Source organism: Phnomibacter ginsenosidimutans (assembly GCF_009740285.1).
In the GTDB taxonomy this organism is placed as follows: Bacteria; Bacteroidota; Bacteroidia; order Chitinophagales; family Chitinophagaceae; genus Phnomibacter; species Phnomibacter ginsenosidimutans.
The window spans coordinates 4,070,512-4,083,149 of the sequence record NZ_CP046566.1 but is presented as its reverse complement, the minus strand read 5'-3'; the positions used below and the strand labels follow the sequence as shown (position 1 = coordinate 4,083,149).

Annotated in this window: 13 protein-coding genes; 9 read left to right on the top strand and 4 right to left on the bottom strand. The window is 48.6% G+C overall.

Annotated features, from left to right (window positions below; translation table 11 throughout):
- Window positions 1-63 precede the first annotated feature (63 nt).
- The 4 genes from GLV81_RS17645 to GLV81_RS17630 form a co-directional block, all read right to left on the bottom strand.
- A complete protein-coding gene (locus GLV81_RS17645; RefSeq protein ID WP_425500019.1) occupies window positions 64-330 on the bottom strand; it encodes a four helix bundle protein in 267 nt (88 codons plus the stop codon).
- 194 nt (window positions 331-524) lie between these two features.
- Complete coding sequence (locus tag GLV81_RS17640; protein WP_197428723.1) at window positions 525-1,382, bottom strand: polysaccharide biosynthesis/export family protein; 858 nt, start codon at window positions 1,380-1,382, stop codon at window positions 525-527.
- Between the two features lie 9 nt (window positions 1,383-1,391).
- Window positions 1,392-1,832, bottom strand: a complete 441-nt coding sequence (gene nusG / locus GLV81_RS17635; protein ID WP_197428722.1) for a transcription termination/antitermination protein NusG — start codon at window positions 1,830-1,832, stop codon at window positions 1,392-1,394.
- Between the two features lie 421 nt (window positions 1,833-2,253).
- On the bottom strand, window positions 2,254-2,964 hold the full coding sequence (locus GLV81_RS17630) for a FadR/GntR family transcriptional regulator (protein ID WP_157480140.1): 711 nt from the start codon (window positions 2,962-2,964) through the stop codon (window positions 2,254-2,256).
- Between the two features lie 171 nt (window positions 2,965-3,135).
- On the opposite strand from GLV81_RS17630, the gene GLV81_RS19625 reads away from it, so the two are divergent.
- From GLV81_RS19625 to GLV81_RS17600, 9 genes are all read left to right on the top strand, one after another.
- Window positions 3,136-3,846 (top strand): TonB-dependent receptor plug domain-containing protein, encoded by a 711-nt coding sequence (locus GLV81_RS19625; protein ID WP_197428721.1) that lies wholly within the window; start codon window positions 3,136-3,138, stop codon window positions 3,844-3,846.
- Entirely contained in the window at window positions 3,843-4,154 is a 312-nt protein-coding gene (locus GLV81_RS19620; protein WP_197428720.1) for a hypothetical protein, read from the top strand. Before GLV81_RS19625 ends, GLV81_RS19620 begins: the two co-directional genes overlap by 4 nt.
- Window positions 4,155-4,159: 5 nt before the next feature.
- On the top strand, window positions 4,160-6,481 hold the full coding sequence (locus tag GLV81_RS17625; RefSeq protein ID WP_197428719.1) for a SusC/RagA family TonB-linked outer membrane protein: 2,322 nt from the start codon (window positions 4,160-4,162) through the stop codon (window positions 6,479-6,481).
- A 27-nt stretch (window positions 6,482-6,508) separates the two neighbouring features.
- The gene (locus GLV81_RS17620; RefSeq protein ID WP_157480135.1) at window positions 6,509-8,035 is read left to right on the top strand and encodes a RagB/SusD family nutrient uptake outer membrane protein; all 1,527 of its coding nucleotides are present in this window, start codon (window positions 6,509-6,511) and stop codon (window positions 8,033-8,035) included.
- Between the two features lie 84 nt (window positions 8,036-8,119).
- Window positions 8,120-8,341: a dihydrodipicolinate synthase family protein gene (locus tag GLV81_RS21485; protein WP_281350733.1), complete on the top strand. Its 222-nt coding sequence runs from the start codon at window positions 8,120-8,122 to the stop codon at window positions 8,339-8,341.
- A 16-nt stretch (window positions 8,342-8,357) separates the two neighbouring features.
- Window positions 8,358-9,062 carry a dihydrodipicolinate synthase family protein gene (locus tag GLV81_RS17615; protein WP_281350841.1) on the top strand — a complete coding sequence of 235 codons (705 nt, stop codon included), beginning with the start codon at window positions 8,358-8,360 and terminating at the stop codon, window positions 9,060-9,062.
- Window positions 9,063-9,095: 33 nt separating this feature from the next.
- Window positions 9,096-10,211 (top strand): hypothetical protein, encoded by a 1,116-nt coding sequence (locus GLV81_RS17610; protein ID WP_197428718.1) that lies wholly within the window; start codon window positions 9,096-9,098, stop codon window positions 10,209-10,211.
- A gap of 2 nt (window positions 10,212-10,213) precedes the next feature.
- Window positions 10,214-11,446: an MFS transporter gene (locus GLV81_RS17605; protein ID WP_212995042.1), complete on the top strand. Its 1,233-nt coding sequence runs from the start codon at window positions 10,214-10,216 to the stop codon at window positions 11,444-11,446.
- A 27-nt stretch (window positions 11,447-11,473) separates the two neighbouring features.
- On the top strand, window positions 11,474-12,634 hold the full coding sequence (locus tag GLV81_RS17600) for a sialidase family protein (protein ID WP_157480131.1): 1,161 nt from the start codon (window positions 11,474-11,476) through the stop codon (window positions 12,632-12,634).
- The last annotated feature ends 4 nt before the right edge of the window (window positions 12,635-12,638 follow it).

Genomic DNA, 12,638 nt, shown 5'->3' with positions numbered 1-12,638 from the left:
TGGTTAATGCGTTGACGCGTTGCAGCATCAACAAAATGAGCGACATTTATAAATCCGGGGCTGTCATGCATTTTTGTTTCCATCCTGATTTGTTTGTTTTTCCAACCAAGAGATGTAGCCACTTAGTAGCTTTTCTACTTTGTCTATTTCTATTCTGAAACGGGACAGCTGATCATCGTTGATGAAGCCTGCATCAAAAGCGTCAATCAAATGGCCAAGTGTTTCACTCAACGAACCTCTACTGATGATACAAAAGCGGATTCGATCAGGATAAGTACGTCTGCCATGACCTTCTACCAACTGAATTCCAACAGAACGGGAGCTTCGAATTTACTGATCCACGAGTCGAAACTTTTCTTCTGGCGGAAATGATTTCACCAGTAATGCAATGTCATTTTTTAATTGTCTGGCTTCCTGCCAAACTTTTAATTCTTCAAATGATTGATACGGCATGAGTCTGAGTAGTGTGTGACTATCTTATCAACTCATCAACCCGTTAACCCGTCAACTCATCCACCCAAACCCTATTTCGTCAAACTGATGATGAGTGTGCCAAAAGCCATGATGGAGGTAACGAGACCGAGGTATACCGGCAGGTCGCGGAAGAAGGGTGAGTTGTTGCGTTGGTATTGAATGAGCTTGCTGTCGTTGGGCAATACGTAGAGGATATCGTTTTGCTGCAGCTGGTAGTAGGGCGATTGAAAGATGAGGGCATCGTTGAGGTCGATGCGGTGAGTTTCTACCTGTCCGTTGGGTTGCTGGCGAATGAGCAGGATATTGGTACGCATGCCTTGCTCGGTAATGCCTGCCTGGCCAATGGCATCTACAATGGTGGCCCGTTCGTTGGGGAAACTGAGCCAGCCCGGACCGCCTACTTCACCCATCATCATGACCCGGAAGTTGATGAAACGGATGTTGAGCACGGGGTCTTTTACATAGGGGCCCAGTTTTTGCTCCAGCTGTTGGATGAGTTGCGATTTGGTGAGTCCGGCCGCCTGTACTTTTCCAATGACGGGGAGGGTGATGTTGCCATCATAATCTACGAGGTAGCCAATGGCGCCGGCCTGAGCTGCTCCGCCACCGGTACTACCCCCCAGCAGGTTAAACACCTGTGTTTGCGATTGATCGAGAGAGGCACTGCTCACATTGATGACGAGCTGGTCGTTTTTTTGAATGACGGGTTCTTTGAGGTTGAGCACCACTTTGTTCAGCGAGTCGATGTTTTTTTCGAAGAAGCGGTAGTCCACCACGGCTTCTTTTGAGGGCCTGCAGGCAGCCATGGCCAGCGTCAAAAACAAGAGGAATACGGTGCTGCGTTGGCGGCATATCGTTGTTATCAACCGGTTGATCATATAATGCAGATTGTGCAGTGGGGTTGCCACAGCAGAAAGTTAAGGAATGCGTTGCAGCCTGCGGCTGTCTATTTTGGCCCGCAGGCGGTAGCCAATGCTGTCGATGCTTACTTCTACCCAGCGGTTATCAATTTTTTCTACTACAGCGGTGGCGCCCATCATGAGGCCCGATTGAATTTGTACCCGCTGCCCCGGTGCCAATACCGGCAGGGCTTCCACATCGTCGTATTCGTTTAAAAAACGCCGGATGGTATCAATTTCTTGTGGATGAATGATGGCGGGTTTGCCATTCCAGTACACAAAATTGATGACGCCTTCGGTGAGGCGAACCTCGGATTGTGCCGGCGGCAGCACCTGCACAAATACATATGATTTAAAGAGAGGCTCTTCTACTTTTTTGATGCGGTCGCTCCATTGGCGGTGTACCACATTGAGGGGGCAATAGCTTACAATGCCTTTGGCCTGCAGGCGGGCATGCACTTTTTTCCCAGCGGGGCTTGGTGTACACGGCCAGCCAGCTGGCTTCGGGTGATATGGGTAGTGTAGCAGACAATGCTATCCATCAATTTTGTTCAAAGCTTCGCCATCTCAGTCACATTTGGCTTTTAAAAAAAAGCATCCATGGGCTGCAGTAAGCGGTATTAGAACAGGCCTGAAAAGTACCGCAAAAAATAAGGCTGTCTGCGGTAAGAAATCCACCACAAACAACCTGTATGCGTATAACAATTTTAGGAATCAAGCGCCCCCAAACCATGTTACCTCAGGTCGTTCGCAGCACATTCTCAGATCAGGGGTTTTACTGTTCTCATCAGTGCCGTAAAAGTAGGGGGTTCGGTGCAGTTGGCCGCCGCTGTGGCGGCATCTTTATGCTGGCTGTGTAAAGTTGGTGGGCGAAGGTTTTTTACGCTTCGAAAAGGCGGGCAAAATGATTTTCCAAATGGTTGCGCATGCCGTTGCGAAATTCTTCCGGGGTACCGTTTTCGAGGATATCAACCAGCTCTTTGTGCGACACAAACACTTTGAGCAGGGGTTGTTTTTTGAGGAGGCCGCTGTGGTGTACATAGTCAAACACCGGCAGCAGCATGTTTTGAAACTTGTGCAGGGTGTTATTGCCCGTAATATCATAGAGCTTGCCGTGGAAGGCAATTTCGTGTTGCACGTTGAAGAGGTGGTATTGGGTAACCGGTGGTTCGCTGGCTACTATCTGGCGTAGTTCGGCTATGTCTTCTTTGGTAATGCGGTGAAACAAAAAGTCGGCCATCCCGATTTCGAGTACCAAGCGGATTTCGAAAATTTCCCGCAGGGTTTCGGGGCTCAGGATGTGCGGGTTCATGCTCTTGCTGAGGTTGCCAAACAGATCCGGGCTGGTAATGACGGCCCCTTTTTTCTTTTTCGATTCTATCAAACCCATGAGGCGCAGGCGCAGCAAGGCTTCCCTTACTACGGTGCGGCTTACACCAAGTTTTTCTGCCAGCTCTATTTCTTTGGGAATACTGTCGCCCACTTTCAGCTTTTGCTGCAGCAGCAGCGCTACCAGGCTGGCTTCTACCCTATCCACCAACGAGCTGTTTTCGATGGAGGTAAAAGCAGTGTCTATAGGTTCGATGGCCATATTATGTATTACTTGTTTCAAAGGTAGGGAAAATGCCGTTTTTGCCTAAACCGGTTGCTAAGCATTGATTTATAATATTTTACATTAGTAAAAAGATTTATTTGGAAGGAACCTGTAAAGTTTTGTTACCTTTATTATGTCATACATAATACAAAACAAAAACTGCTTGTCATGAAATTGACGTTTTTAAAACACTGGTTTCTTGCAGTCGCCACTCTGGTCGCCATGGTATCTTTTGCGCAGACCGGGAAGATTTCAGGAAGAATACTGGATGATGATGCAAAGCCTCTTGCAGGCGTATCTGTAACGATTAAAGGGAAGGCAACCGGCACCCAGTCGAACACGGCGGGTGATTTCAGCATTGAAGCCGCTCAGGGAGACGTACTCGTGTTTTCCATGACGGGTTTCAACAGCCTGGAACTGCGGGTAGGTACGGCCAGTACACTCAATGTGTCGATGGTACCCCGGGTAAGCCAGCTGGAAGAAGTGGTGGTAACCGGTTATGGTACCCAAAAGCGCAAAGAGGTAACCGGCGCTGTGGCTTCGGTAAATCCCAAAACATTTGAGCACAGCCCCAGCACCAACGTGGCTACTGTGCTGCAGGGCAATGCTCCCGGCCTGCGGGTGCAGCAGCGTACCGGCCAGCCGGGTACTACGCCGTCGATTTCGTTTCGCGGTGGTACAGAGTTTGGTGGTGGAGGTACGCCCCTGTTTATTTTGGATGGGGTGATTGTGCCTTCGCTGTATGGTTTGGATATCAATGATGTGGCCAGCATCGACCTGTTGAAAGATGCGGCAACCACAGCCATATATGGTGCCCGTGCTGCCAACGGTGTGGTATTGGTAACCACCAAAAAGGCCGTAAGGGAAAAGCACAGGTGACCTATTCTTACAGCCATACCGCCAACTATATCCGCCGCAACCCTTCAGAATACCTAAATGCGGCCGATTATATCCGCATGAACCGTTTTGGTTTGCAGTCGCGGTTTCGTGGCGACTCATTGGACAACAATACCAATGCCATGAATACCGACCGTGGCCAACTGGTAGGTGCCTGGGGTTGGGCGGTGAACAATGGCTGGCGTTCGCCGGAAGGATTGTACACCACGCAGTTGCTGAACGATCAGAACCGCGGCCTGCTGAGCAAGCCCGGTTGGAAACTGCTGGTGATCCCAATCCGTTTAATGTGAATCAAATGGATAGCATTCTGTACACCGACCTGAGTGCCAGAGACCGCGAAGCCATGATTTTGCAACAGGTCAATACCAACGAACACAATATCAATTTCTCGGGTGCCAATGATCAGGGCTCTTATGCATTGTCGCTGGGTACCGTTCGGGATAATGGTATGATTATCGGCTCTTGGCTGAAGCGGATGAATATGAACTTCAATGGTGGCCTGAACATTGGCAAAGACCTGAAGATTACCACCAACATTGGTGCCTATACTGTAGAGCAGGCATTGCCCTACGGACAATTTAATAACGTGGATCCCGAAGGTGGTGCAGCCGGTGGTTTGCTGCAGCGCTTTGTAGGTGTGGCGCCCACCGTGCGGTATACCAATGATACCTCTGGTGCCATGCTGCCCGGACCCAATGATGTAACCCTCGGCAACCCCATGTACTGGAGCAACCTTACGGTGAACAGAACCAGCCAGCAACGTTTTCTGGGTGGCATCAACCTGGAGTATACCATTTTGCCGTACCTGAAAGTATTGGCGAGTGGTTCTGGTTACTACCAGTTTACGACCAACGATTTCTTTACCAAGGCTTACCAGCAGGGTAATGGTGGTGCCATGAATACGAACCGTGCTGCCAGCTTCAACAACAACAAGGCTATTCAGTATACGACGAATGCCTTCCTGCAGTTCAACAAGAATTTTAAAGGACATACCATTACAGCACTGGCTGGTACGGAATTTTATGAGTACAGAAACTATGTGAGCTCTGGTTTTGCACAAGGTGCACCCACCGATCTTATCCCCTGGCTCACTGCTGCTACACCGCCCAACGTACAGGGTACCACCATTGTAAACCCTGCAGGTGCTTCTTCCAACTTTAACCAGTGGGAAAAAATTACCTCAGCCATTGGCCGGGTAAACTATACTTACCGCAACCGCTATCTGGTAACCGGTATTGTACGGGTAGATGGTAGCAGCCGTTTGAAAAAAGGCAACTACTATGGTACTTTCCCCGGTGTATCTGTGGGTTGGAACCTGCACAACGAAGCATTTTTTGCTGCCAGTGGCGTAGCCAAAATCCTCAGCAGTGTAAAACCAAGGGTGAGCTATGGTGTAAATGGTAACGTAAACTCTCTTGGTTATTTTGCCACCGCACAGGTGTACAACAACGCCGGTACCTACAATGGTTTTGGCGGAACTTATGCGGCATCTTACATCAACTCCGACCTGCGTTGGGAACGTACCAACAGCCTCAACTTTGGTGCCGACCTCGGTTTCCTGAACAACAGGATTACGTTGAACTTCGATTACTTCATCCGCAATGTGTTTGATAAACTGGCGGGATTGAATATCTCTTCTCAAACTGGTTTTGGCAGCTTTACTACCAACCTTGGTCAGTTGCAAAACAAGGGTGTGGAAATAGCCGTGAATGCCCGTTTGATTGAGCCGAAGAAAGCAGATGGCTTTAGCCTCGAAGTGGGTGCCAACTATTTCCATGTGCGCAGCTTTGCCAAGAAGTTGCCATTCAACGCACTGCCCGGCAACCGTACCAATGGCTTCTTTGTGTGGGATCCTAAAAACCCCGGCCAACAGATGTATGTAGGTGGTATGGTAGAAGGACAACGCATAGGCCTTGATGAAGTATGGGCGCCCAAGTGGGATGGCGTGTATACAGACGCCGGAAAAATTACCAGCGATGCCAATGTGTACAATGCTTTCCTGCCGTATACCAATAAGCGCATCAAGCAACTGGGCGATGCCGATTGGCATCAGGTGTATCAAAACGATACCATCGACTCACGCCAGTTTGTGTACGTAGGCCGTACCACGCCACAGCACATGGGTGGCTTTAATGTGGCAGCAGCTTACAAAGGCATTCGCCTGTATGCCGGCTTTGATTACGCTTTTGGATTTGTGATTTTGAACAACCAGATTATGCGGGGTCTCAATCAGGTACAGGGTTCGCAAAACTCTACTACTGATGTGTTGAAAACATGGACACCCAGCAACCCCACTGCTACTATGCCACGCTACTACTGGGCCAACCAGGGTCGCAACTATGCTACAGATGCCAGCGGCAACAACCCTGCTGCCAACCTGTGGGAGAAAGGCGACTACGTAATGCTGCGTGAACTCACCATGGCGTATGATTTGCCTGCCTCTGTGCTGAGCAAGTACCTCGCCAACCGCATCAAAGGATTGAGTGTGAATGTAACCGGTAGCAACCTCTTGTATCTCTCTGGCTACAGTGGCAACTTCCCTGAAGTGGGTGGTGTAGATCAGGGCAAGTTTCCGCTGCCAAAGCGCCTCACCATTGGTGTACGGGTAACGCTGTAATTGGTTTTCAACTTTAAATTATTTGCAATGAAAAAGAATAAACTCCTCTTCATATCGGGCCTCCTGCTGCTGATGGCAGGCATGGCTTCCTGCACCAAAGAACTGGATGCTGTGGTGCCACAGGATACCATTAGCAAAGACCAGGCATTGAGTGATCCTAACGCTGCCCGTACATTGTACCACGGCGTGTATGGCCTCACCCGTTCGTATGCCGGTACATTTTTTCAACTGGGCGAAATGCGCTCCGACCTTTGGGTGGATGGTTTGTTTACAGAATCGGTGGATGGTGGTTTGCAAAACTTGTATCGCCACAACATTAGTGCACTCAACGTACCTTTTAGTAACTGGGGTGGTTTTTATAACCTCATCTACAATTACAACAACGTTATCAAAATTATTCCTCAAACTACTTTGCCTGTAGCAGAACAGAACCGCATACTGGCAGAAGTGTATGGCTTGCGGGCATATGTGTATTACACCATGCTGCGTACCTGGGGTAATGTACCGTTGAATACAGAACCGGTAGAAGCCATCAACAATGCTGCAGAAACCTATAAGCGTCGTACCGGTGTGGATACCGTGATGACACAGGTGAAGGCTGACATTGAAGAATCGCTCAGATTGTTTGGCAGTAGCAATACACTGCCCAGTGGCAAACGCGTATACTGGAGCCGTGTGGCTACACAAATACTCAAAGGTGATGTGTATTTGTGGTCGGGTACGCACATGGGTGGCGGTACTGCCGATTTGACTACTGCTAAAACAGCCCTGCAGGAAATCCGCAATTTGCAAGGTGCTACGCTGGATTTGCAGGCCAACTATGCCGATGTATTTGACCCCACTAAAAAGACCAACAACAAGGAAATCATTTTTGCGATTAACTACGAATTGCAGCAGTCGCAGATGGGTATGTTTGGCAGCTTTTTGGTAAACTCTATTCAGGCCAACACCTTGTCGTTTGCTCAAGCACCTACGCCAACAGTGTCATCTGTGTATCCGTATGTAAATGGTGCCAACCGCATTGGTTTCAATCAGGCCATGCTTACCCGCCTTACCAGTGGTACTCCGGATCAGCGCATCAACTACAGTTTCAAAACCATGTACTCAACTGCACCACCACATGCAGTAAGAGGCGTGATGCTCACCAAGTACATTGGCACCACAGCTGGTACCTCTCAGATTTACAACAACGACTTCCCTATCTACCGCTATGCAGATGTGTTGCTGTTGCTGGCAGAAGCAAAAGCAAAATTGGGTGAAGACCCATCAGCAGAAATCAATGCTGTTCGCCTTCGTGCATACGGTGCCGGTTACACGCCACATACCAATGCGGGTGTTACGGCCAATATGAATGCGATACTGGAAGAATACCTGCGGGAATTTATAGCGGAAGGCAAACGCTGGTGGGCCCTGCGCCGTGCAGGCGATACCTATGTGTATGCCAATGTAAACCCCACGTATTTCTCTGCGTCTACCGCCGCCAAATTCCTCCTGCCATTGTCACTTACGATGCTCAATAATGATCCATTGTTGGTGCAAACTGCAGGATACTAATATTGGTTTCTCATAAGCAGTAGTTTTGATAGCAAGGGGTAGTCAAGTGCCCCTTGTATTTTCTCATCTTGAAGTTTTTGATTTATGTCTTTGCCACACCTTGAAGGGTTGATTGCAGCGCCATTTACCCCCATGCATGCCGATGGAAGTCTTCATACAGAAATGATTCCTGCATACTATGCTTTGCTAAAAAGCAATGGTGTAAAAGGCGCTTTTATTTGTGGGAGCACGGGAGAAGGTGTATCGCTGACGGCCAAAGAAAAAATGGCGGTGATTACTGCCTGGGGTAAAGTAGCAAGCAGCTGATGCCGACTTTACGGTGATGCCTTTGCTGGGCGGTACCAGCCTTACCGATTGTAAAGAGCTGGCGCTGTTTGCCCGTGATGCAGGCATGGATGCTGTTTCGTTCACCGCACCATTTTATTTTAAACCGGCAACTGTGCAGGCACTTGCAGATTGTTGTATAGAAGTGGCTGCTGCTGTGCCCGATTTGCCTTTTTATTATTACCATATTCCCGTGCTTACGGGAGTGCAGCATACGATGTATGATTTGTTGAAAGCGATTCATGGGCGCCTGCCCAATTTTGCGGGCATCAAATACACGCATGAAGATTTCATGGACTTCCTCTCCTGCCTGCATTTTGCCAATGGGCAATATGATATGCTGTGGGGCCGCGATGAAAACATGCTGGCAGCATTGGCACTGGGCGCCAAAGGTGCTGTGGGTAGCACTTTCAACTATGCTACACCATTGTACCTGCAATTGATCGCTGCTTTTGAAGCCGGTGATTTGGAAAAAGCACGGGCCTTGCAGCAGCAATCTATTGATATGATCCGGTTGCTGGGCAAGTACGGTGGCATTGCTACCGGAAAGGCATTTATGAAGTTGATTGGGTTGGATTGCGGACAGTTTCGCCTGCCGGTACAAAACATGAGTGCTGCACAGTTTGAAGCCTTTGCACAAGACAATGCAGCGCAGCAATTTGCTACTTATTGTTCACAGTTACCTCAGGCTACCCTTGCATAAACCATGCGGTGCCTGTTGCTGATATTTCTCCTCATGATGATGCAAACCGCAGAACCTGTGGCTGCACAGCAGGCAGCGCCTGTACTGCAGCATTGGAAACTGGCTGCCGACCTTACCCATGCCGGAGCAGCAGCTGTACAAGGCGTGGCCGGGCCTATTACCGGCGTGTACGACAACTGCCTGCTGGTAGCGGGTGGTGCTAATTTTCCGGATGGCATGCCGTGGCTGGGTGGCAAAAAAGTATATCAACAACGGGTATACATTTATGCCATTCAAAAAAATGCGGAGCTCCTGCTGGAAAGAACGGGCTTGCTACCGGAGCCGCTGGCATATGCTGCCGTGTGCAGTACTGCTGATGGAATTGTAGTGGCCGGTGGAGAATCGGCAAAAGGATTAAGCAAAGCTTGTTGGTTGTTGAGTTTATCTGCTACCGGCCAACTGCAAACAACTGCCCTGCCCGACTTGCCGGTGGCTACTACCAACGCTGCTGCCTGCACCGATGACCGCTATGTGTATGTAGGCGGTGGCGAAACAGCTGCAGGTACTACCGCCGCCATGTATCGCCTCGATTTGCAGGCACCAGCCGCAGGCTGGAAGAGTTGGATTGCTTTGCCACAACCACTATCGCACTTTGTATTGCTGCACCGAAAGCAACAGGGTAAGCACATACTGTTTGCAGCGGCTGGCCGGTATAAACAAAGCAATGGCTTAAGTGCATTTTCATCAAAACTCTACAGTATGGATGTAACATCGAAAGCATGGACATCCTTGGCTGATATGCCAGTTGCACTGTCTGCCGGAACAGCAGTGGTTACAAAAGATGGATTGATGCTTTTTGGTGGCGATACCGGTGAAACTTTTTATCAGGTGGAAGCTTTGATACAATCCATTGCACAAACCAAAGATGCTGCACAAGCAGCCAAATTGAATGAGCAAAAGATTGCTTTACAAAGTCAGCATCCGGGGTTTCATCAGCAAGTGTATCAATACCATGTGGATAGTAAAAGATGGAAAGAAGCAGGGAGATTGCCTTATGCAACACCGGTTACTACTATAGCAGTACCATGGAAGCAGTGGGTGTTTATACCAAGTGGTGAAGTAAAAGCCGGCGTACGTAGCCCGTATATCATATCCGTTAAATTGCATTAGCTATGAGTTTGCAACAGCACAAATCGTATGCATGGGTGGTAGTTGGGCTGCTGTGGGTAGTGGCACTCCTCAACTACATGGACCGGCAAATGCTGAGTACCATGAAACCATCGATGATGGTCGATATTGCTGAGTTGCAAACCGCCACCAACTTTGGCAGGCTCATGGCCATCTTTTTGTGGATTTATGGTTTTATGAGCCCGGTAGCGGGCATTATAGCGGACAGGGTAAATCGTAAATGGCTGATCGTTATCAGTTTGTTTGTGTGGAGTGCCGTTACACTCGCCATGGGCTATGCACAAAACTTTACACAGCTCTACTGGCTTCGTGCCATTATGGGTGTGAGTGAGGCTTTGTACATACCTGCGGGGCTGGCACTCATTGCCGATTATCACAGCGACAAAACAAGATCACTTGCCATTGGCATTCACATGACGGGCTTGTACATGGGCCAGGCATTGGGTGGTTTTGGTGCTACCATGGCTGCTGCTTTTTCGTGGAAGGCAGCCTTTCATACTTTTGGATTGATTGGTATAGTGTATGCCTTTGTATTAATGTTTTTTTTAAGAGAGAAAAAATCAACTACAGTAGAAAGAAGTAGCACTGAGAAGCCTTCTGTTACGAAAGGATTGGCACTCCTCTTCAGCAATATTTCTTTCTGGATTATCCTGTTGTATTTTGCTGTGCCCAGCTTGCCGGGATGGGGTGTAAAGAACTGGCTGCCCACTTTGTTTGCCGACAGCCTGCATATTGATATGTCGAAAGCTGGTCCATTGTCAACCATTACTATTGCCGCATCTTCTTTTATTGGTGTCATCTTCGGCGGTATTTTATCCGACCGTTGGGTGCAAAAAAATATTCGGGGCCGCATTTACACCAGTGCTATCGGTTTGGGCTTAACCATTCCTGCCTTGTTGTTCATTGGCTTTGGCAGTTCATTATTTAGCGTTATTGGAGCAGCTTTTTGTTTTGGTTTTGGCTTTGGTATGTTCGATGCCAACAACATGCCCATTTTGTGTCAGTTTGTATCATCAAAATACCGGGCCACAGCATATGGTTTGATGAACATGACCGGCGTGTTTGCCGGAGCTTTCATCACCGATTGGTTGGGTAAATCAACCGATGCAGGCAACCTGGGTAAAGACTTTGCCATGCTCGGTGGCATTGTGGCCTTTGCCTTACTTATACAGTTGTGGTTTTTAAAACCAAAAGCTAATACTGTAGCAGCAACTTAATCATTCATCCGATTTATACCATTACTCATGAAAAGATTTTGTTTGAGTGTTATCGTTTTATTCATCACAACAACAATTGTGATAGCACAAACAACACCGGTTACTGTATTTGAATCGGGGAAGGAAGGGCATAAGAGTTATCGGATTCCGGCTATTGTGGCGTTGAAGAACGGCACTTTACTTGCCTTTGCCGAAGGCCGTGTAAATAATGCCGGCGATTTTGGCGATATCAATATCGTATTGAAACGCAGCACGGATGGCGGAAAAACATGGACCAACCTGCAAACGATTGTTGATTACGATCAGCAACAGGCGGGCAACCCCGCACCTGTGGTAGATCCGACAGACCCGCTGTATCCGCAGGGACGGGTGTTTTTGTTTTACAACACCGGCAACAATCATGAAGGGGAAGTACGCAAAGGAAAAGGCCTGCGGGAAGTGTGGTACAAAACCTCTACCGATGGCGGCATTACCTGGAGCGAAGCCGTGAACATCACCACACAAACGCATCGCCCCAAACAACCCGCTACCAATGCTGCCTATAACTTTTCGGAAGACTGGCGCAGTTATGCCAACACGCCCGGCCATGCCATGCAGTTTACTACCGGGGTGTACAAAGGCCGCATTTTTGTGGCGGCCAATCATTCTTCCGGCGAGCCGCTGGCTCATTTTGAAGACTACAAGGCACATGGTTTTTATACCGATGATCATGGCAAAACATTTCAGCTGAGCGAAACCGTTGATCGGGTGGGTGGCAACGAAGCCATGGCCACACAAATTTCCGGCGACCGTTTGATGATGAATATCCGCAACCAGAAAGGCGATGTACGGGCAAGGTTGATTGCCATCAGCCATGATGGTGGTGCCAAATGGGACAGTGTTTATTTCGACAACAATCTGCCTGATCCTGTTTGCCAGGGAAGCATTGTAACGCTGGGTAAAAAGAAGGGCAAATACATTGTGGCCTTTTGCAATGCCGCCGATACCAAAAGCAGAGACAATCTTACACTCCGCATTAGCTACGATGATGGCTTTACCTGGGCAAAAAGTATGGTGATTGATGCAACGGGTAAAAGAGACAATGCTGCCTACTCCGACATTGTACCCCTGCCCAAAAAGCAAATTGGCATCCTCTACGAAAAAGACAATTACGCATCAATCATTTTCACCGTTGTAAAGTGGAACTGATACT